Raw genomic sequence first — 21,905 nt, 5'->3', positions numbered from 1 at the left:
CCGCTTGTCGGGCACCTCCGCACCTGTTTGACTGCGCACCGTCAGGCTCGCTCCGCTGCGTTCGTTCGCTCCCGGTGAGGAGGGCCAGGGCCCATGGAGATCACGCGCAGACACGTGCTGTCCCTCCTGGCGGCGGCCGGGCTGTCAGGGGTGCTTCCGGCGCACGGCGCGGCCGCCGCCCCCGGGGCGGGCCCGGCGGCCCGGAGCAGCGGCAGCGGCACCGGCACCGAGCGCCTGCTCGCCAACGCGCTGGCCGTCCTCGCCGGTACGTCCGAGTCCAACGCGCGGGCCGAGACCGCGGCCAAGCTGGCCGCCGTCGAGAAGGCCGCCCGCACACACCTTGCGGCCATGGACGCGGCGGGCGCCGACGAGCTGTTCGCCGGGCTGCCGCTCGGCAGCAGTGACGGCAACCTCAACACCACCTTCCGGCAGCTCTACGAGATCGCGCTCGCGGCCCGTACGCCCGGTGGCGCGCTGGACGGCGATGCCGAGGCGCGGCGCCGCGTCGTCGACGGGCTCGCGCTGCTCCACTCGCGCTACTACGGCGACCAGGACCGTGGCTACTACGGCAACTGGTACCACTGGGAGATCGGCATCTCCACCAGCGCCACCGCCACGCTCGCCCTCCTCGCCGACGAACTCGCCGCGCAGCGGCCCGAGTTGACGTCCGCTTACCTCGCCTCCATGGACGCGTACCTGCGCAACGGCAAGGACGGTGACGTCGACCTCGACTCGCGTTTCCACACCGGCGCCAACCTCGCCGACATCACCACCAACCGCCTGCTCCAGGGCGCCTTGATCGGCGGTGACTCCGGCGAGGCCCGTATCCGCAAGGCGCTGGAGGACCAGCTCACCGTCTACGCCACCATCGACCCGTACGCGCTGCGGCACGGGGTCACGGACGGGTACTACGCGGACGGCTCCTTCATCCAGCACCACTCGGTGGCCTACACCGGGTCGTACGGAAAGGCGCTGCTCACTCGCGTCACGCAGACACTCAAGCTCCTCGACGGCACGGGTTACGCCGACACCTCGGCGCTCGTCCCCGTCGTCCACCGCTGGGTGGCCGACGGATTCGCGCCGCTGATCTTCGAGGGCTGGATGATGGAGTCCGTCAAGGGCCGCGCGGTCTCCCGTACGGGCACGGGGTACGCGGACACCGCCGTGGTCGCCGAGGCGGTCACCGATCTGTCCGGCTACGCGACGGGCGAGCGTGCCACCGCGCTCAAGAGCTATGTGAAACACCTGCACACCGCCTCGCGCACCAAGCCGGACCCGGCCCGCTTCGCCTCCCCGCTGACCGTCGTGCGCTACGCCGACGTGCTCGCCGACACCTCCGTACCGGCCGCCGATCTCAACCCGGTGGCACGCAGCACCGCGTTCAACGCCATGGACCGGACGGTGCACCGCCGCCCCGGCTACGCCTTCTCGCTCGCGCGCAGTTCGGAGCGGATCAGCAAGTACGAGTACATGAGCGGCGAGAACCTGATGCCCTGGTTCCAGGGCGACGGCGCGCACTACCTGTACCTGGCGGGGCAGGACCAGAGCCACGCGTACGGTGTCGACTACTACACCACCGTCTCGCCGTACGGGCTCGCCGGTGTCACGGCACCTGTGGAGCGGCGCCGGACGGTGCCCGAGCTGTACGGCACCCCGTACTACGACAACCCGGACCACCCGCTGCACTTCACCGCGTCGTCGGAGTCGCAGAACACCTATGTGTACTTCCCGCGCGGCACCAACACGCACTCGGGCGGCGCTGTGCTCGACGCCTACGGTGTGGCGGGGATGACGCAGTCCGACGATGTGGCGTACGCCCAACGCGACCTGCTCCCCGAGGACTTCACCGTCTACCGCAACGCGACGGCGACGAAGTCGTGGTTCCTGCTGGACGACGAGATCGTGGTACTCGCCGCCGGGGTGGGCGACCAGGCGGGCCGCGCGGTGACCACCACCGTCGACGCGCGCATCGCCGCACCGGACGACCGGCTCACCCTCACCGGGGCTCACACCGACGGCACCCCCTGGGCAGGGCCCGGCGACGGCGCCCACACCGCCCGTCTGCGGTGGCTGCGCTACGCGAACGTCACCGAGGGCACGGCCGTCGGCTATGTCTTCCTCGACGCCCGGCACCCGGTCACCGTCGGCCTGGAGAAGGTGACGCGCAGCCGTCGCGCCGTACGCACGGCGAACCCCGACACCCCCGTGACGCGTCAGGTGTTCGACGCCTCGTTCCGGCAGGCACCCGGCGCGGAGCCGCTGGCCCTCGCCTACGCGCTCGTCCCGCACGCGAGCGAGCGGGCACTGCGCGCGTACGGCGGGGGCGGCGAAGACGGGGGCGGGGGCAGGGGCGGGCCGCTCAGCGTCCTCGCCAACACCACACGGCTCCAGGCCGTCCGTCACACCGGCCTCGGCCTGACCGCGGCCAACTCCTTCGCTGACGGCCGTCACGAGGCCGGCGGACTGCTGCGGCTCGACGGTCAGGCCAGCGTCCTCGTCCGCCGAGCGGACGGCCGTGACCAGGGCCGTGACCGTGACCGAGGCCGCATTCGCGGAGAGGTCACGGTCGCCGCGAGCGACCCGACCATGCGCCGTGACACACTCACCGTGCTGCTGCGCGGGCGCCCGCTGCGCGTGGTGTCCGGCGACCCTGGCGTGCGCGCGAGCGCGGTGCGCGGCGGCACGCTGCTGCGCTTCCCCACCCGCCACGCCTACGGGCGCACCTTCACCGTCACCCTGCGGGAGGGATGAGGCGCCGGTGCGAACGCCGGTGCCGGTTCCGGTGCCGACGCGAGGGCTGGAAGGTGGCGAAAACAGCCTTCCACGATAAGTTTTCGGTCATTTCCCTTCACAACCTATATAGCCGTATCCCTCGACGGCGAACACGCGCGGTACCGCTCCCACGCGCTCCACCAGTGCCCGTACACGCAGTTCAGATGCCCTGCGCACTCGCTCGGACGCCGACAGTTACCACCCGTACCACACGACCAAGCGTTACTTGAACGCACAATCAAAAAGGGGAAAACGGGAGATACTCCCCCGCATCAGAATTCAGCCGCGCCTCAGAACGCCTTATACGTTTCATGCGTTGATGCGGAGCTTCGCCCCGCCGCCGTTCCTCTGGGGGGAGGTACGTTGCCCGCTGCGCCCGCCGCCATGGCCCCGTCGTCCGCCGTCGCGCCGTCGGCCTTATCGCTTGATGTCGCTCAGGATGCCCGTCACGTTGACCACCTCGTTGCACTCGGAGGCGCGGTCGCCGGACGCGGGAGTGCCGGTCTTCTCGCAGGTCACGCTCGCCCTGACGGTCTGGCCCTCGGTGACCTCGATCGGGGTCACCCAGTGGTAGTCCTGGTTGCGGAACGTCTCCAGGGCGATGGTGGTGATCTTCCGCTCGCCGAAGGTGACGGTCAACAGCCCTTCGTCGCCCTGGAAGTTGGCGACCACCATGTCGGTCACCCCGAAGACCTTGCCCTCCGGAACACGGTAGGTGCCGTCCTTCTCCGCGCCGCCGCCGGTGCGGATGTCGATGGTCTCGGAGGTCTGGGTGCCGGTGCCGGGGACGCCGGAGCTAGTCGCGGCGTTGCCCGATCCGCCGCCACCGCCGCCGTTCTGGCCCGCGCCCTCCTGCCCCTGCTGCCCCTGGCCGTTGCCCTGCTCCTGCGCGTCCGGCACACCGTCGCCGTCGGAGTCGCCCGCCTCCCGCGCTGCGGCGGCGTTCTCCTTCGCCCGGTCGTCGGCGGCCTCCTTGGCCGCGCTGCGCACCGCGGGCCGCACCAGCGCGAACCACGCGAGCAGCAGCGCGAGGAGCGCGGCGAGCACGATGAGCAGCCACTTCGGGAAGATGACGAGCTGGACGAACTCGCCCTCCAGAGTGGTGCGTTGCTCCGTCTGCTTCCGGTCGGCGAGAACGCTCTCCTCGCCCCGGTCGACGGCGACCTCGAAGGGCCACGTCGCGGGCTGGCCGAGCCACACGGGCTTGCCCGCGCGTGCCCGCAGCCGTACCTCCGTGGACTCGCCGGGGGCGAGGTGCGGGTTGCTCGGGGCGAAGTCGAAGGTCAGGTCCTCGCCCGCCTGGTCGGCGGCGAACACGATGCCGACGGGTGTGTTGCCCAGGTTCTGCACCGAGGTGCGGTAGCGGGCACGCAGCAGTCCCCGGCGGCGCCTGGGCGTCAGCTCGGCCCGCAGCTCGTGGAACGGCGTGACGGTGACGGTGGTCTCCGGGACCCGCACCGCCTCGGGGCGCTCCGCGGGCAGCACACGCACCCCGAGCGGGACCTCGCCCGCACGCACGCCGGAGGACCTCGGGGGTGCGAGCCGGATCGTCACCGTCTCGGACGTGCCGGGGTACAGGGAGACGCGGGCGGGCTCGACGGTGCTCCAGGGGGCGCAGTCACCGACCACCTCGAAGGTGTAAGCCTCGACGATGTCGGTGTCGTTGCGCACGGTGAGGGTCGTCGTCGCTTCACCACCCGGCGACACCGTAACCGTCGGGATCTCGAGTTCGGCAGATGTGGTCACAACGGGACGGTAGGACGCCGCGCCACCCCCGCGAGAGAGGTACGAGGGCAACGCACGGGCACGGGCGCTGCCCTGACGGCACATCACGCGACGGACCCGGTGGAGCGGTCCCGTCCCGCTCCCCCACCCGCACCCCGTTCCTGTCCACGCCCCCACGTTCCCCTGCCCGCGCGGCCCGCGCACGGCGGTTGTCGCCCGTAGGCCCGGCGGGGACACCGCACCACACTCCACACCCGACCCGTAGGGACACCGACCCCACATCCCGCAACCCCGCACACCCGCAGTCAGACACCGCACCGCGTGGTCAGCGTCGCCCGCGCGGACTCCCCCACCCGCAGACCAGGCACCTCGAAGAGGAACGGATCGGCTCATGACGTCGGTTGAAAAGCACCAGGTCGACAGCGCCCACCGGACGGAGCACACGGGACGACGCGAGATCGCCGGGCAGGCAGGGCAGGCCGGGCAGTACCGCGAGGCACGGCACCGCTGGGTGGCCGTGCGCGAGGGCGGGGCCGCCGTTGCCACGCGCTCGTCGGTCGCCGTGTACGCGGAGGACCATGTCCTGCACTCCGGGATCACCCATCTGCTGCGGCAGCGGCCCGAGGTGGAGCTGCTCCGCGACGCGGAGACCGACCGCGCACAGATATCCCTGGTGGTCGTGGACCAACTGGACGACCAGACGGTGCAGTTATTGCGCCGTCTCCAGCGCAACACCGGGACCCGTACGGGCCTGGTCGTCGGGCGGTTCGAGACCGGGGCGCTCCAGACGATGATCGAGTGCGGTGCCGCGGCCGTGCTGCGCCGCTCCGAGGCCGACGAGGACCGGCTCGTACACCTGATCACCGCGCTGGCACGCGGCGAGGGTGTGCTGCCCGGCGATCTGCTCGGCCAGCTCCTCGACCACGTCGGCAGCCTCCAGCGCACCGTACTCGACCCGCGCGGCCTCACCCTCTCGCCCCTGACGGCCCGCGAGGCGGACATGCTGCGGCTGGTCGCCGAGGGGTACGACACGGCCGAGATCGCGGCGAAGACCTCGTACTCGGAGCGGACCGTCAAGAACGTGCTGCACGAGGTCGCCAGCAGGCTCGGGCTGCGCAACCGGGCGCACGCGGTGGGCTACGCCATGCGGCACGGGCTGATCTGACCGTCCGGCGGCCTGTGCGCCGACGCGAGCACGTAGGTGAGCACGTAGGTGAGCACGTATGCGCGTGCGGCTCGGATACGGGCAGGGGGCCGGGCGGCCCGGGGGCGGTTGCCCTCGGGGTCACCGCCCGTTACCCCCGGCACGGGTACTCCGGCCCTGTGCCCGCGCCCCCGCAGCCCCGAGACTGCGGCGGGGAACCGTGCGAAGACGTGAACGTACGGAAACGCGAACGTGGGCGCCCGGGCACGCAGGCGCGCCGAAGGCACGTGGCGCACGGCCCGGAAAACCCTTCGGACCAGGGGAGTTGGCGGACGTGGCGGGGATGGCCGAAGCAACTGGAGTGGCCGCACTGTGAAGTGGAGAGCGCGCGGCACCAACGGCACCAACGCCCCCACCGGGCATGCCCGGTGGGCCAGGAGCGCCGTCGCCGGGGTGGTGCTGCTGGCCTCGATGACGGCCGCTTCGGCACAACCGGCCACCGGGCGGGGCAGCCAGGAGGCCCCCGCGGTGACCGCCGCGGCCGACTCCGTGCGGATCACGTACGCGGGCACCGACCACCGCAGCCTGGGCCGGGTCACCGGCACCGCCACCAGCGAGCCCTTCTTCGGCCCCGGGCCCCAGCACTTCGACAAGCATCCGTTCTCCCGTGACGGCGCCACCGTCTTCATCAGCCTGCGCGACAGCAGACAGCCACAGGTGTACCTGCGCACCGCGTCGGGCGAGATCCGCAAGCTCACGGACGGACGCAACGCGGCGCACCCGCAACTGACCCCGGACGGACGCTCCGTGGTCTTCGACTCCTCCGAGCCCGGTGGCCCCGACGGGCAGAGTCAGCGCGACCTGTGGATCGTGGGCACCGACGGCACGGGCATGCGCAAGCTGACGGACTCCCCCGACGACGAGCAGTGGCCGACGGTCTCGCCCGACGGCACCCGGATCGCCTACGTCAGCGACGACGTGTGCGCCTGCGGCCAGGTCTACGTCCGCGATCTGGCGGGCGGCGAGGCCACCCAGGTCACCCAGGTGGGCGCCGGCGACGCCCTCGACCCGGTCTGGAACCCGGTGAACGACGCCGAGCACCGCGATCTGATCGCCTACACCCTCGACGCGGGCGGCGACACCGGCCCACGGCTGCGCGTCACCACCCCGGCCGGAGAGGAGGGGCCGCTGCTCGCGGGCGCCCAGGCCGACTGGCGCACCAGCGCGGCGGACTGGCTCCCGGACGGGGACGGCCTGCTCTTCCTCGGCGAGAGCGGGTACGTCGGCGAGGGGAACCACGAGCGCGCCTACCGGTCAGCGGCGGGCTCGGCCGCCGAGCCCCAGTTGCTGCTCGACGAGGACCGCAACGTGGGCGACCCGACCCTGCTGACCCCCGGCGCCGACCCGGGCTCCGGCGGGGACGTGCTCGTCTCCCGTACGAGCGCGGCGGCACCCAACATCGCCCACCTCCAGGACGTCAGGCCCGACGGCGCCGACCCACGGGACCTCGGGGTCACCGTCCTGGAGGAGGACCCGTCGGCGCTCACCAACACCGACCCGGCCGCCGACCCCCTGTTCAATCCGGCCGAGGGCTACGACCCGTGGACCGAGCGGCAGAGCTACACACCGGACGGCCGGGAGATCGTGGTGACCCGGTTCGAGGACTCGGCGGCCGGACGTGTCGAGCGGATCTGGCTCACCGGCGCCGACGGCTCCGACCCGCGCCCCATGGAGCTGGCGGACCGCGAGCCCGGCGACTGGGACACCGACCCCGCCTTCTCGCCCGACGGCGAGTACCTCGCCTTCACCAGGACCTCGCCCGGCGGCGTCGGCGAGGCGTCGGGTCCGGGGCGCATCCTCGTCGCCGAGGTGGCGACGGGCGAGATCGTCGGCACCGTCGAACCGCCCGAGGGGCAGGGCGACGCCAGCGACGCGCAGCCCACCTGGTCCTCGGACGGCAAGCTGCTCGCGTTCACCAGGACGGCGGTCATCAACGGCAACGGCGGCAACAAGCACATCTGGACCGCGCCCGCCGGCGCGCTCGGCGAACAGACCGACCTGAGCGCGACGATGTGTCCCGGCGCCTGCGAAGTCATCGACGACAGCCCCGCGTTCTCTCCCGACGGCAACTCCCTCGCCTTCAACCGCAAGGACGGCGGCGGCCGGGTCAACGAGCGCAACGGTGTGCTGCTCGCCCAGCTCGGCGCCGGCACCTGCCAGGTCGTCCTGCCCGAGGGACTGCGCGAGACGCCGAACGCGTGCGCACAGGACCTGCCCGACACCTCGGCGTCCGGGCCCTTCCAGCCGCGCGACGTGGCCTGGTCGCCCGACGCGTCGCAACTGGTGCTGTCCTCGCGCCGCTCGGCCGCGCCGAACTCGCCTGAGGCACTGTCGGTGCTGAACCTCGGGAGCGGCGAACTGACGCGTATCACCGGCTATATGCCGGGCCGTCAGAAGGAGCCCGCCTTCCAGCAGTCGGTCGATCTGGCGCTCACCGCGCCGGGCACCTCGGACACGGTGCGGACAGGTGGCGGCACCTCGGTCACCGTCACCGTGACCAACAACGGGCCCTCACCCTCGCCCGGCACCACCTTCACGGTGGCACCGCCCGCCGGGGTACGCCTCGACGAGCTGACCACGTCCACGGGACAGTGCGCGGCGGAGACCCTCCAGTGCGACCTGGGCACGCTCGCGCCCGGCGCTTCGGTCCAGGTCACCGCGCGGATCGTCGGTGTGACGGAGGGCGAACACCGCGTGGGCTGGTCGGTCACGGGCACCGTGCTCGATCCCAGCCCGAGCGACAACGCCGGGGAGACGGTCGTGCCCGTCGAGGCCGAGGAGCCCACACCCACTCCGACGCCCACACCCACCGACGAGCCGACACCGACCCCCACCCCCACACCGACCGACGAGCCGACACCCACACCCACCCCGGGGCCCGGCGAACCCTCCCCCACACCACCCCCGCCGGACGCCACCGAGGCCGGTCCCGGAGTGTCGCTGAACGCGCAGCCCAACCCGGGCTACGTCGGCGGCCGGGTGACCCTCAGCTACACCGTGCGCAACCGTGGCGACGCGCTCGCCACCGGGCTGCGGCTGCGGCTCGGACTGCCCGAGGGTGTGCCCACGGAACGGCTTCCTGGCGGCTGCACCCGTACCGCGTGCGAACTGGGCGATCTGAAGCCGGGTGCCTCGTCGGTGATACGGGTCGTGCTGGCGCCGAAGAAGGCGCTGAAGACCACGGTCACCGGACGCCTGACGACCACCGGCACGGACGCGGACCGCTCGGACAACACCGCGAAGGAGCCGCTGCGCATCCTCCAGCCGCGCATCGTGGCCGTGCCCGACATCGGCAAGCCGGGCTTCGTCACCTCCGTACGCGGCAAGGACTTCCCGCCGGGCGCGCCGGTGAAGCTGCGCTGGAAGCCGGGCATCACCGCCTCGGCGGCGCCCGCCCGCCCCGCCGGGAGCGGGAAGTTCACGGCGCAGTTGCTGATCCTCGCCAAGGACCAGACGGGTCCGCGCACCATCACCGCGAGGGGCCCCGGCTTCAGCGCGGTGAAGACGGACTTCCTCGTCGTCAACGGCAGCGTCCAGCCGCCGGACGAGGTGGCGCGCCGATGATCCACGAGGTGGACGAGGCGCTGCGGCTGCTCCTGACGGAGGGCGGACTGACGGGCGGCGGCGTGGAGCTGGCCTTCGACGCGCCCACTTCGGACTGGGTCGCGCGCCGCAACGCGCCCACGATCAGCGTCTTCCTGCACGGCATCCGCGAGGACGCGGCGCGGCGTCAGACGGGCACGGCCGAGGAGTACGACGAGGACGGCACGGTCACGGGGTGGCGCACCCCGCCGCGCTGGTTCGAGCTCGCCTACCTCGTCACGACGTGGACCAGCCGCCCGCAGGACGAGCACCGGCTGCTGTCCGAGACCCTGCGCTGCCTGGTCGCCGTCGACGTGCTGCCCCAACGGCTGCTGACCGGCACCCTCGCCGAACTGGGCCTCGCCGTCTCCCTGGACGCGGGTGGCCAGAGCGAGCGCGGCCCTTCGGTGCCGGATGTGTGGTCGGCGCTCGGGGGCGAACTGAAGCCGTCGCTGGACGTGCGCGTACTGGCGCCGCTCTCCGGCCCGCGCATCCCCGCGGGGCCGCCGGTCACCGAGGGCATGGTGGTGCGGACCGGCCCCCACGGGGGGTCGGAGGAAAGCGGCGGGAACGGTCCGGACGGTGGCGGGGGCCCGGTGGAGGGCCCCGGCCGAAGGCTGCGCTACGACGGCGCGACGGACCCGGGCTCCGACGGCTTCGCGGCCCCCCGCGAACGCCCGCTCCCCTCTGGCCGACGGCGCCGGGGCGGTGCCCGCCGGTGAGCCTCGACGTCACGGCGGCGACGGACGGCAGGGACGGTACGAACGGTACGGACGAGGTGACGGGGCCCCAGGACGGCGCGCCCTCGAACGGCACGCCGGACCCGGCGGACTCCGCCCCCGCAGCCTCGGCAGGCACCAGCAGGGGTGCGCGCGGCACACCGACGCACGACACGGCACACACCCAGCCCACGACGAACGGAACGGGCACGACCGGGACGACGGCCACGGCGGGCTCGGCGCACACCGACCCCGCAGATACCAGCGGGGGTGCGCGCGGCACACCCACGCACGACACGGCACACACCCAGCCCACGACGAACGGAACGGCGCCCACGTCGGGCGCCGGCCGCGCGGTCCCGGTCGCCTCCGGGCCCGGGACCGCGTCGGACCCGTTCTGGGCGCTGCTGCGGCGCGTCGAGCAGCGGGTGCGGGACGCGGTGGCCGCGCGCAGGGCGGGTGACCCCGACCCGGACGACCCGTACCGTGGCCAGTATCTGAGCGCGGAGGCCGTCGAGCGCATCCTGCGCACCCCCACTGCGGCACCGGCCGCCGCCGAGCCCGTCGAACCCGCCGAGTCCGTCGAACCCGGCGCGGCGGAGCTGCCGGCGCCGGGCACCAGGACCGGGCGGCTCGCCGACGCCTTCGCGCTGTCGCCGCTCGACGTCGACCTGCTGTTCGTCGCGCTGGCCCCGGACATCGACGCACGGTTCGAGCAGCTCTACGGCTATCTCAACGACGACCTGACCCGGCGCAGGCCGACCATCGGGCTGGCCCTGGAACTGTGCGGGCTGCACGGTGCCTCCCCTGGCCGGTTCCGGTTCGGCGCGGACGCGCCGCTGATCGCGGGCGGGCTCCTGGAGGTCACGGAGCCGGAACGGCCGCTCCTGTCCAGGGGGCTGCGGGTGCCCGACCGGGTGACCGCGCATCTGCTCGGCGACGACGCACCCGACGGCAGGCTGCGCGGGCTCGCCACCCTGGCCGCCCCCGACGACGGCACCGCCCGCTCCGGCACGGACCCCCGCACCGCGCTCGCCCACCGCGTCGGCGCGGCGGCGACGACCGGCAGCGGCACCGTCCATCTGCTCGACGGGGGAGGCGACGCGGAACGGCTCGCCGTGACGGCGCTGGTGGCCGCCGGCCGTCGCCCCCTCGTGCTCGATCCGACGGCGTTCACCGCCGACCACGCGCCGCTCCGCTCGGCCCGTGCCCTGGCGCTGGAGGCGCGGCTGAGCGACGGCGGCGTCGTCCTGGGACCGCTGGAGCGCTGCGAGCCGGAGCGCCCCGAGCACGCGCGGCTGCTGCGCGAACTGTGCGCGGCGCTCGCCGGTGTCCCGCTCGTCACGTACGGGGCGAAGGTGTGGGACCCGTGGTGGGCGGCGGAGAGCCCGGTGACGTTCGCCGTTCCGCCGCTCGACGCGGCCCAGCGCACCGCGCGCTGGGAGCGGGAGCTCGTCGCCGCCGCACGGCGCAACGGCGTCCCCGACCCCGACCACGACCACGAGGGCAACGGGACCAGCACCGGCACCGACACCGGAGCGGCCCGTGAACTGGCCGCCGCCGTCGCCTCGTACCGGCTCGACGCGTCGCAGGTGCGCCGAGCGGCCACCGTCGCCGTGCGGACGGCGGCGAGCGAGCGCCGCCCCGTGGACGGCGCCGACCTGCGGGCCGCCGTACGGGCGCAGAACGGCGCCGGACTGGCCAGGCTGGCGCGGCGGTTCGAACCCGCCGTCACCTGGGACGACCTCGTGCTCCCCCCGGAGACCCGGCGCCAGCTCGGCGAACTCGCGCTGCGCGCCAAGCACCGTGACCAGGTGCTGGGCCAGTGGGGGATGCGGCCCGGCGGCGGGCGCGGACGCGGCGTGATCGCGCTGTTCGCGGGCGAGTCGGGCACCGGCAAGACGATGTCGGCCGAGGTGGTCGCCGCCGAGCTGGGCATGGAACTGTACGTGGTGGAGCTGTCCACCGTCGTCGACAAGTACATCGGCGAGACGGAGAAGAACCTGGAGCGCATCTTCACCGAGGCGTCGGAGGTGAACGGGGTGCTGCTCTTCGATGAGGCGGACGCGATCTTCGGCAAGCGCTCCGAGGTGAAGGACGCACACGACCGGCACGCGAACGTCGAGTCGGCCTATCTGCTCCAGCGCATGGAGTCCTTCGACGGGATCGCCATCCTCACCACCAACCTGCGCGCCAACCTGGACGAGGCGTTCACCCGTCGGCTCGACGTCATCGCGGAGTTCCCCGTGCCCGACGCACGTCAGCGGCTCGCGCTGTGGGACCGGTGCCTCGGCGGCGGGCTGCCGCGCGCCGACGACCTGGACCTGGAGTTCTGCGCCGAGCGCTTCGAGCTGGCGGGCGGGTCGATCCGGGCCTGCGCGGTGACGGCCGCGTATCTGGCGGCTGAGGCAGGCACGCCGCTGCGCATGGAGCAGCTCGTCTCGGCGATCCTCCAGGAGTACCGCAAGCTCGGGCGCCTGGCGCTGGCGGGCGAGTTCGGGCCCTGGCTCCAGTCGGCGCTCAACGACGGACCGGGGTCGGAACCGGCACCGGGTACGTCGGCGCGGGCGCGGGCGCACCGGACGTAGACGTGCCGATGCGACCGTAGACGCGGACGTAGCCGCCGTGCGGAGGCGGCACCGCTGGTTCGCGGACGGCCCGTCCGTGCCGTGCCCCGTGCCCGGGGCGCCGAGGCGCACTGCACGCGCGCACCCCCGTGCGGGACCGGAAGGGCAGGAGCTGCGGGGCGCGGACCTGCCCTTCGGCGCGGCGGCGCTCCTCGCGGCGCCCCCGCCCTCGGCGGAACGGGCGGGCGGCGGGGTCCGGCCAGGGCCCGGACGGGTCCGCGCGGCGCACGCGTGTGCCCGGGAAGGCAGCTTCGTTGCCCCTGTCCCGGGGCGAAGAGACCTGCTGCCGGGCGGGGTCCCCGCGCGAGACTCGTCGTCGCCGACCGACCGTCCACCCGAAGGAGCCAGCATGCCGACGTACCTCACCCCGGGCGTCTACGTGGAGGAGGTGCAGTCCGGAGCCCGGCCGATCGAGGGTGTGGGCACCGCCGTCGCCGCGTTCGTCGGCTTCGCCGAGACGGGCCCCTTCCACCAGCCCACCCTGGTGACCAACTGGGACCAGTACGTGCAGGGCTTCGGCGGCTTCACCGAGGGCACCTTCCTCGCGCACGCCGTCTACGGCTACTTCGCGAACGGCGGCGGCAGCGCGTACGTGGTGCGCGTCGGCGGCCCGGCCGCGAGCGAGGCCCCGGCAGCCGAGCAGTTGCCCCCGCCGGTGGCGACGGGCGGCTTCCTGTTCTCCGCGCTTCCCGGCGCCGGGCAGGACCTCTCCGTCGAGATCACCGACCCCGAGGGGGAGAACCCGCCGGACGACCGCTTCCGGGTGCTCATCCGCAAGGGCACCAAGGTGGTCGAGACCCTCGATGTGACGACCCGTAAGAACGCGAAGGGGTATCTGGTCACCCAGGCGCGGGAGTCGACGCTGGTCGAGGTGACCGAGCAGCCCGGCACGGCCCAGCGCCGCCCGGAGAACCAGACGCTCACCCTCGCCGCCGCGCCCGCGCAGGTCGCGGTGCCAGGGCGTCCCGCGGCCACTCCCGCCGAGTACGTCGGCGACGCGTCGGCCCGTACCGGGTTCGCCGGGCTGGAGGCCATCGACGAGGTCACGATGGTCGCGGTGCCCGACCTGATGAGCGCCTACCAGCGCGGGGACATCGACACCGAGGGTGTGAAGACGGTGCAGCTCGCCGTGCTCTCGCACTGCGAGCAGATGGGCGACCGGGTCGCCGTTCTCGACGCCCCGCCCGGCCTGAACGCGCAGCAGGCCAGAACGTGGCGCAACGAGGAGGCCGGGTTCGACTCCCGCTACGGCACCGCCTACTACCCGTGGATCAAGGTGTTCGACCCGGCTACGGGGCGCAACTCCATGGTCCCGCCGAGCGGCCACGTAGCGGGCGTGTGGGCGCGCAGCGACGGTGAACGCGGTGTGCACAAGGCCCCGGCGAACGAGGTGCTGCGCGGCGCCGTCGACCTGGAGATCCGGCTCAGCCGTGGCGAGCAGGACCTGCTCAACCCGATCGGGCTGAACTGCATCCGCTCCTTCCCCGGACGCGGCGTCCGCATCTGGGGAGCGCGCACCCTCTCCTCCGACCCGGCCTGGCGCTATCTGAACGTGCGCCGCCTGTTCAACTACCTGGAGGAGTCCATCCTCATCGGCACCCAGTGGGTGGTGTTCGAGCCGAACGACGACCGGCTGTGGTCGAGCATCCGCCGCAACGTGACCGCGTTCCTCACCGAGGAGTGGCGCAGGGGCGCGCTGTTCGGGCGGACGGCGGCCGAGGCGTTCTACGTGAAGTGCGACCGGGAGAACAACCCGCAGGAGTCCATCGACCTCGGGCAGGTGGTGTGCGAGATCGGTGTCGCGCCCGTCAAGCCCGCCGAGTTCGTGGTCTTCCGGCTGTCGCAGTTCTCGGACAGCACCAGCCTCGTCGACGAGTGACCGGCCCCTCCCCCTCCCCCTCCCGTTCTCGGCTTTTCCACTCCACGCGCCACGCGTTCATTACCGGAAGGTGACCAGCAGTCATGGCAGAAGGCGATGCTCTCTCCACACATATCTTCGGCGTGCAGCTCGGCGGCTATCTCGTGGAGTCCATCCAGGAGATCAGCGGCATGACCGTCGAGGAGGAAGTGGTCGAGGTCCGCCAGGTGACCGCCGAGGGCAAGCAGATCATCCGCAAGCAGCCCGGCGCGCGCCAGGCGGGCGAGGTGACGATCACTCGGGGCCTGGACCAGAGCAGCGAGTTCACGACCTGGATCAAGGAGACGCTGAACAACGGCGCCGTCGACACCGCGCGGCAGAACCTCACCATCGAGATCAAGGACTCGACGGGCGAGACCGTCCGCCGCATCCAGCTCATGCAGGGCTGGGCCAGCAAGTGGGAGGGCCCCTCCCTGAAGGCGGGCGAATCGAGCGCGGCGACCGAGTCGGTGACCATCACGTTCGAGGAGATCATCGTCGAATGAGGCGCCGTACGGTCACCACCGGCATCGACGTCGGGGAACTCCTCGATACGCCAGGGCCCGGTGCCGCCGGGGCCACGGCGGCACCGGGGCCGGCTCCGGCTCCGGATCCCGCGCCACAGACCGTGGCGCGGGACGGGGGACGCGATACGCGGGAACTGCGTACCGAGTTCGAGTTCGAGCTGCCGCGCGGATACGTGGACGACGAGGGCACGGTGCACCGCCGCGGGTCGATGCGGCTGGCGACGGCGCGCGACGAGCTGCGTCCGCAGATCGATCTGCGCGTCAAGGAGAACCCGGCGTATCTGAGCGTGGTGCTGCTGAGCCAGGTGATCACCCAGCTCGGCAGCATCACGGACGTGCACGCGGGCGTCGTCGAGCGGATGTACGCCACCGACGTCGCCTTCCTCCAGGACTTCTACCAGCGCATCAACAGCGAGGGCCACACGCACGCCTCGGTGACCTGCCCGATGTGCCACGGTTCGTTCGAGGTCGACCTCTCCGGGGGGCGCCTGGGGGAATCGTGACGTACGCGCTCCCCCGGCTACGGGAGGAGATCGCGTACGTCGCCTATCACTTCCACTGGCAACGGGACGACATTCTCGACCTCACCCACGGCGAACGGCAGCAGTGGGTGCGGGAGATAGCGCGGATCAACACCCGCGTGAACGAAGGCGGGTGAGCGCATGGGATTCCTGGAGAGGGTTCGCGAAGGGCTGCGGCGCGTGCCCCGTGACGGATCCCGTGACCGGGTTCGTTCCGGGGCGGATGCGGGTGCGGGTGCGGGTTCCGGTATCGGTTCCGGTTCCGGTACGGAGTCCGGTGACGTTTCCGGTGCCGCTTCGGGTTCGGGTGTGGGTTCGGGTGCGGGTGGTGGGGCCGACGCGTCGTGGGACGGCGGGTGGCGCGCCGTCGCACCTCCGACGGTGACCGTGGCGCGGGCGTCGATCGGCGTCAGCGACGGGCTGCGGTTCCGCTCGCGGCTCGCCGCGTGGCAGAACCCCTCCTTCGGTACCGGGCTCGGTCACGCGGTACTGCCGAACGCCCCCGCGGGGCTCGTGCGCGGGGTGGCCCGCGCGGCCACCCCGACGACCCGCGCGAGCGGTGCGCCGCTGCTGCTGCGCGTCGCCGCGCCGGAGGCGCAGCCCGGTCCTGACGGGGAGTCCGAGGCGCCCCGGGAGGCGGAGGCGGGCCCCGTGACGGTGCGCCCGTCCGCCTCCACTGCCAGGTCCACGCCCACGCCCAAGTCCGCACCTTCCCCGGCGTCCTCCGCTTCTCCGGTTTCTGCCGCGTCCTCCGCGAGCGGGACTCCCGTGCCGTCCAGCGGTACGGCGCCGGACGTCGTACGGGCGACGCCTCCGGAACGTGTAAGGGCGCGTCCGGCCGGGCCGCCGCTGACGGTGGCTCGGCGCACGGTGCTGCCCGCGCGCCCTGTGACGGCGGTCCCCTCCACGGCACGCCCCGCCTCCGGTGCGTCCCGTACGGCGCCGGGCGCCTCCCCTGCCCGCGGCAGCGGGGGGACCGGTGCCCCCGGTGCGGGTTCCGCTTCAGGGGGCGCGGGGCCCACGCACGAGGCGGCCCCCGGCAGCGGCGGTGCGCCGGAGAAGGGTGCGGAGCGGCACGGGGTCACGCCTGGTCCGCGCGGTGGACGGGGTGGGCACAGTGTGGAGGTCCAGCGTCGTGCGGAGGGCGGTGACGGGGAGGGTGCGCCGTCGGCGTCGAGGGCGACCGGTGTGCCGGGGGCCGGCACGTCCGCGCCCTCGACCCCGTCACGTCCGACGCTCGGGGAAGCCCTGCACACCCTCCCCGCGAGCGCGGTACCGCTGACCACTGCTGACGGGCCCACCACGTCGCCGGGCTCCCCGACGACGCACCCTGCCACCGGCTCCGGCCCGCTCCCCGTGGTGCAGCGCCAGACGGACACCCCGCACGACACGACGGCCCAGCACGGGGCCACGGGTACGGGTACGGGAACGGGAACGGGTACGGGAACGGGCACCCCGATTAGGGCAACTCCGCCTGGTACGGGGCCAGTTGAGCCGCCCGCGACCACTCCGTCACGCCCGGCCCGCGAGGAAGGACCGGGCCGCCCCGGCGACGCCGTACCGCCGTCAGGGGAAACATCGCGTGCCGCCTCCCGCCCGCGTACGGGGCTGGGCGCGCCCCTCCCCACACTGCCGGGCACGGCGGCGACGCCGGAGACCGCACCGTTGACGGGCGGGATGCGCCCGGTGCTGCGGGCACCGGAGCCCGACCGGCGCGGCCCGGCACAGGCACCGGCAACGCCCCCCGTCACCGGATCGCAGCCCCTCCCCGTGCGCGCGGGCGGCGAGGGCGCGACGTCGCACCCCAGCGCCACCCCGGTCACCACCGCACCCGGCACCGGCGAAGCCCCGCACGTACAACGCACCCTGACGCCGCATCAGTCAGCGCCGCACGGCGGAACGACAGGTGACACGGTGCGCCCCGCACCCGTCCAGCGAGCCGTTGCCGGGCTCAGGGACACAGGGGCCACCGGCACCCGCACCGGCACCCATGCGGTCACCACGGCACACACACCCACCCCCACATCCGCACCCGCACCCGCACCCGCACCGCAGGCAGGAGTCGTGCGGCGGACGCGGGCCCTGCTCGCCGAGCGCCAGCTCCCGGTGCGGACCGGCGCGCGCGAGGGCTTCTCCGCACCGGTTCAGAAGGCGGGGGCAACAGGGACTGCCGGTACATCGAAGCCCGTCGTCCGGGCCGTGTGGCCCCGCGACGCGACCACGTCGGCACCGGACCCGTCGGCACCCTCGACCACAGCGCCCCACTCACCACGCTCATCTCCCTCATCTCCCTCATCGGGCCCTCCCCGTACGGGCTCCGGACACACCACGGGCCGCCCACCCGTGCAGCGCGCCCCGTCACACGTAGCGGCGGCAGCGCTGCCCGGTGTACGGCAGGGGAACACCACCGCACCCTCAGCCGCGTCGGACACCCACGCCCGCACGGTGGGCCGGGCCGACGGCCACGCACCCGAGACCCGCGCCACCCCCACCACGTCCCCCGCCCCCGCCAGGCCCACCGTGCCCGCCGTACGGCCGAGCCGTCCCGCGTCTGCCTGGCCGGAGGCCGGGACACCCACGGTGCAACGTCTGACGCCCGAGGTCTCCCCCGCGCCGCCCGCCCCGCCCCTGCCCTCCGCGCCATCGGCGCCGTCCGCGCCCTCCGCCCCGCCACAGGGCAACCTCCCCGTACTTCCCGTGCGCGTGGCCCGGCCCGCACCCGGGTCAGGGCCCGCGCCGTCCCACGCACCGCACGGGACGGCGCACCGCGGCACGCCCACGTCGTCGGCCGCTGTACAGCGCGCGCTCGACAACGCGGGCCTGTCCGGCGTGCCGGTGACCGCGGTGACCACCCCGGTCCAGACGTACCGGCGTCCGCACACGGGCGGCGGCGCGGAGACACCGTCGGCCACCGGCCGGCCACCGCAGTCCACACCACCCGGCGCTCCGGACACCGCCACCGCCGCCGGACCGGGCGGCCGTGCCGCCGAACCCCCCGACCACAAGGGCGGCGACACCAGCGGTATCGGCAACCTCGACATCGAAGAGCTTGCCCGGCGGCTGATCGAACCCGTCGGACGGCTGCTGCGCGCCGATCTGCGCCGTGGCAGGGAACGCGCGGGCCGACTGTACGACGGCCGCCGGTGACCACGCACGGACCGACCGCCCCGCACACGCACACGCACACAGCAGGGAGAGACGGGGAGACAAGGGAATGACGGACGACATCTTCGCGACGAGCGTGTTCTTCAAGCTCACGATCGGCGGCAACGACCTCGGCGCGTTCCACACCTGCACGGGCCTGGGCGCCCAGGTGGAGATCGAGCAGTACGCCGAGGGCGGCAACAACGGCTTCGCCTGGCAGCTTCCCGGTCGTATCACGTGGTCGAACATCACGCTGTCCCGTCCCGTCACCTCGGACACCACCAAGATCGCGCAGTGGCTGGACGAGATCGTCCGGCGTGTGGAGCCCAAGGACGGCGAGATCGTCGCGCTGAAGCCGGACCTGAGCCCCATCGTGAGCTGGCAGGTGCTCGGCATCGTGCCGGTGCGGTGGCAGGGGCCCTCGTTCGATCCGGCGAACTCCCAGGCCGCCACGGAGACGCTGGAGATCGCCCACGAGGGCCTGCGCCCGTCATGACCCCGCCCGTCCGCCCGCCCGCACAGCCGCACCCGCGCCACACCGCCCCGCACCGCCACCCCCGGAGAGGAGGAACAGGGTGTCATCCGCGTCCCGCACGAGCCGTGCCCGCGCACAGTTGACCATCATGGAGCCGCCCTCGTCCGTCGGCGCCAAGCCCGGCGGCACCCTCGCCCGCCTTCCGCTCCAGTTCAACCCGGCGCAACTGTCGCTGAGCAAGACCACCGAGTGGCGCCGCACCCCGTCCCGTATGGCGGGGCAGTCCGCGCTGCCCGAGTTCGTGGGCAGCGGACCGCGCTCGCTCTCCCTGGACGTGTTCCTCGACGCGACGGCCACCCACGACAACTCCGTCGAGAAGGCGGTGGAGAAGCTGATGCAGGCGTGCGTCCCCACCCCGAAGAGCATCGCCAAGAAGACCCCGGCCAGCCCCTGGGTGCGCTTCGACTGGGGCACCTCGCGCACGACGTCGTTCGACGGGGTGCTCTCCAGCCTCTCGGTGTCGTACACCCTCTTCGACGTCGACGGGAAGCCGCTGCGTGCCACCTGTTCGCTCTCCATCGAGGAGGCGAGCGTCGATCCGCCGGGCCAGAACCCCACGTCGGGCGCGCGGGAGGCCCACAGCACGCACCGGGTCGTCGCGGGCGACAGCCTGCCCCTGCTGGCCTGGCGGGAGTACGGGGACCCCACGGTGTGGCGCACCATCGCGGAGGCCAACGGCATCGACGACCCCATGGTCCTCGCACCCGGCACGGAACTGGTGCTGCCGGGCGCCGACGCGACGGCGGACAGCGGAGCGCGGGAGGACGGCGCACCACTGAACGGCGCATCACTGAACGGCCTGGTACAGGGCGGCCCGCGACCGGACGGGCCGGCGCGGAACGGTAGCGGTGAGGACACATGAGCACATCGGAACCGCAGGGCGGACGCTCGTTCGCCGCCGACCCCATCGTGGAGGCGCCGGGCGAGCTGGCCCCCGCCTGGGCGACACAGCTCGTGGGCTGCGAGGTGGACGAGAGCGTCGGCCTGCCCGACTCCGCCGTGCTGAGCTACCGCGACCCGCACCACGAGTTCCTCGCCAAGACCGGCATCACCATCGGCACCCCGCTGAAGATCTCGGTGGTCACCGTGCGGGGCCGCGCGAAGCAGCGGCTGTTCACCGGCGAGGTGACGGCGCTGGAGCTGGACACGGACACCACCGGCGCCTTCACGGTGGTGCGTGCCGCCGCGAAGACGCACCGGCTGATGCGCGGGCGCAAGGTGGCCGCCTTCCGCAACATGACGACGGCCGACATCGTCCGCAAGGTGGCCAGGGGCGCGGGCCTGACCTGCGGACGTATCGACCCCGTGCCCGTCACCCACCAGCACCTGTCGCAGGCCAACGTCTCCGACTGGGAGTTCCTCCAGTACCTGGCCCAGGAGAGCGGTGCCCAGCTCAGCGTCGACGACAACGGAATGCTCCAGTTCGTACGCCCCAAGCCGGCGTCCTCGGCACCCCCTCCCAGCACCCCCGCCACCCGCAACCCGCTGGTCCTGGAGTACGGCCGCAACCTGCTGGCGCTGCGCGCCGTGCTGACGGGCGCGGACGGGGCGGGGACGGTGGAGGTGCGGGGCTGGAACGTCACCACCAAGAAGCCACTGATCGCACGGAAGCCGTCGGTGCGCAGCACCACCGTGCTGCCGGGTCTCAGCCCCTCGGTGGCCGCCAAGTTCGGCGCGTCGGCGCGGATGACCGTCGCGGACACCCCGTACCGCACCCAGGCGGCGACGAAGGCCGTCGCCGACTCCGTCGCCGGCTCGGTGAGTTCGGGGTTCGGGGAGCTGGAGGCCGTCGCCGAGGGGAGCCCGAAGCTGCGCGCGGGTGTGCCCGTGGCGCTGGGCAACGTGGGCGCCGCTTTCTCGGGCCGCTACACCACCACCTCGGTGCGGCATGTGCTGGAACCGCAGGGCGGCTACCGGACACATGTGTCGGTGAGCGCGGTCCCGGACCGCTCGCTGGCCGGGCTCGTCACCGGCGGCAACGCGCCGCCGCGCGGCCCGCGCATGCCGGGCCTGGCCATCGGCGTGGTGACCGACATCCGCGAGCAGGGCGGCGCGCAGCGCGGCTGGGTGCGGCTGAAGTTCCCGTGGCTGGACGACACCTACGTGTCCGACTGGGTCCGCACCGTCCAATGGGGCGGCCAGGGCGGCGGCGGGGTGTTCAGCCCGGAGGTCAACGACGAGGTGCTCGTCGGCTTCGAGCAGGGCTCACTGGACAGCCCGTACGTGCTGGGCGGCCTCTACAACGGCGTGGACAAGCCCTCACCGCACGACGTGCCCCTCGTCGACCCGACCAGCGGCAAGGTCAACCGCCGTTCCCTGGTGTCCCGTTCGGGCAACCGCGTCGAGCTGCTCGACGCACCCAGGGGCCCCTCCGGCGTGCGGCTGGCCAGCGGCGACAAGCAACTGGAGGTGAAGCTGGACGAGCGCGCCGGGCTGATCGAGCTGACCGTGTTCGCACCCGGCGGACGGCGGGCGCTCAGCACCGTGTCCCTCTCCCGCACCGGCATCACGCTCGACGCGGGCAACGGGAAGATCGACCTGCGCGGACGCTCGGTGAGTGTCAACGGCACCGCTGACGTCAGCATCGACGGCGGCCTGCTCGCGGTACTGAAGGGCAGGTTCGTGCGCATCAACTGACGGCGCCGTCCGACG

At 73.2% G+C, this 21,905-nt stretch carries 14 protein-coding genes and 1 pseudogene; 13 read left to right on the top strand and 2 right to left on the bottom strand.

The window, feature by feature from the left end; genetic code table 11:
* Positions 1–93: 93 nt before the first annotated feature.
* Complete coding sequence (locus ACWGJ2_RS01820; protein ID WP_453343921.1) at positions 94–2,751, top strand: polysaccharide lyase family 8 super-sandwich domain-containing protein; 2,658 nt, start codon at positions 94–96, stop codon at positions 2,749–2,751.
* A 438-nt stretch (positions 2,752–3,189) separates the two neighbouring features.
* On the opposite strand, the gene ACWGJ2_RS01815 is transcribed toward ACWGJ2_RS01820, so the two are convergent.
* A complete protein-coding gene (locus ACWGJ2_RS01815) occupies positions 3,190–4,518 on the bottom strand; it encodes a COG1470 family protein (RefSeq protein WP_453343920.1) in 1,329 nt (442 codons plus the stop codon).
* A 370-nt stretch (positions 4,519–4,888) separates the two neighbouring features.
* On the opposite strand from ACWGJ2_RS01815, the gene ACWGJ2_RS01810 reads away from it, so the two are divergent.
* From ACWGJ2_RS01810 to ACWGJ2_RS01775, 8 genes are all read left to right on the top strand, one after another.
* Positions 4,889–5,662 carry a response regulator transcription factor gene (locus tag ACWGJ2_RS01810; RefSeq protein ID WP_453343919.1) on the top strand — a complete coding sequence of 258 codons (774 nt, stop codon included), beginning with the start codon at positions 4,889–4,891 and terminating at the stop codon, positions 5,660–5,662.
* 450 nt (positions 5,663–6,112) lie between these two features.
* Positions 6,113–9,265: a hypothetical protein gene (locus tag ACWGJ2_RS01805; RefSeq protein ID WP_453343953.1), complete on the top strand. Its 3,153-nt coding sequence runs from the start codon at positions 6,113–6,115 to the stop codon at positions 9,263–9,265.
* Positions 9,262–10,005 (top strand): DUF4255 domain-containing protein, encoded by a 744-nt coding sequence (locus ACWGJ2_RS01800; RefSeq protein WP_453343918.1) that lies wholly within the window; start codon positions 9,262–9,264, stop codon positions 10,003–10,005. The genes ACWGJ2_RS01805 and ACWGJ2_RS01800 overlap by 4 nt, the downstream gene beginning before the upstream one ends.
* Before the next feature lie 401 nt (positions 10,006–10,406).
* Complete coding sequence (locus ACWGJ2_RS01795; RefSeq protein ID WP_453343952.1) at positions 10,407–12,590, top strand: ATP-binding protein; 2,184 nt, start codon at positions 10,407–10,409, stop codon at positions 12,588–12,590.
* Positions 12,591–12,978: 388 nt separating this feature from the next.
* Positions 12,979–14,508 (top strand): phage tail sheath family protein, encoded by a 1,530-nt coding sequence (locus ACWGJ2_RS01790; RefSeq protein ID WP_453343917.1) that lies wholly within the window; start codon positions 12,979–12,981, stop codon positions 14,506–14,508.
* Between the two features lie 83 nt (positions 14,509–14,591).
* Positions 14,592–15,032: a phage tail protein gene (locus ACWGJ2_RS01785; RefSeq protein ID WP_453343916.1), complete on the top strand. Its 441-nt coding sequence runs from the start codon at positions 14,592–14,594 to the stop codon at positions 15,030–15,032.
* Complete coding sequence (locus ACWGJ2_RS01780) at positions 15,029–15,556, top strand: hypothetical protein (RefSeq protein WP_453343915.1); 528 nt, start codon at positions 15,029–15,031, stop codon at positions 15,554–15,556. The genes ACWGJ2_RS01785 and ACWGJ2_RS01780 overlap by 4 nt, the downstream gene beginning before the upstream one ends.
* Positions 15,553–15,711, top strand: coding sequence for a DUF6760 family protein (locus ACWGJ2_RS01775; protein WP_453343914.1), 159 nt, complete (start codon positions 15,553–15,555; stop codon positions 15,709–15,711). The genes ACWGJ2_RS01780 and ACWGJ2_RS01775 overlap by 4 nt, the downstream gene beginning before the upstream one ends.
* Before the next feature lie 342 nt (positions 15,712–16,053).
* On the opposite strand, the gene ACWGJ2_RS01770 is transcribed toward ACWGJ2_RS01775, so the two are convergent.
* Positions 16,054–16,482, bottom strand: a complete 429-nt coding sequence (locus tag ACWGJ2_RS01770; protein WP_453343913.1) for a hypothetical protein — start codon at positions 16,480–16,482, stop codon at positions 16,054–16,056.
* A gap of 1,672 nt (positions 16,483–18,154) precedes the next feature.
* Here ACWGJ2_RS01770 and ACWGJ2_RS01765 point away from each other — a divergent pair.
* From ACWGJ2_RS01765 to ACWGJ2_RS01750, 4 genes and pseudogenes are all read left to right on the top strand, one after another.
* Complete coding sequence (locus ACWGJ2_RS01765) at positions 18,155–18,721, top strand: hypothetical protein (protein WP_453343912.1); 567 nt, start codon at positions 18,155–18,157, stop codon at positions 18,719–18,721.
* A gap of 67 nt (positions 18,722–18,788) precedes the next feature.
* Complete coding sequence (locus ACWGJ2_RS01760) at positions 18,789–19,214, top strand: phage tail protein (RefSeq protein ID WP_453343911.1); 426 nt, start codon at positions 18,789–18,791, stop codon at positions 19,212–19,214.
* 79 nt (positions 19,215–19,293) lie between these two features.
* A pseudogene (locus tag ACWGJ2_RS01755) lies at positions 19,294–20,013 on the top strand (CIS tube protein); the annotation flags it as partial.
* A gap of 98 nt (positions 20,014–20,111) precedes the next feature.
* Positions 20,112–21,890 (top strand): VgrG-related protein, encoded by a 1,779-nt coding sequence (locus tag ACWGJ2_RS01750; RefSeq protein ID WP_453343910.1) that lies wholly within the window; start codon positions 20,112–20,114, stop codon positions 21,888–21,890.
* The last annotated feature ends 15 nt before the right edge of the window (positions 21,891–21,905 follow it).

The sequence above is a fragment of the Streptomyces sp. NPDC054796 genome (assembly GCF_053611545.1).
This window is presented reverse-complemented; position numbering and strand designations above follow the sequence as displayed.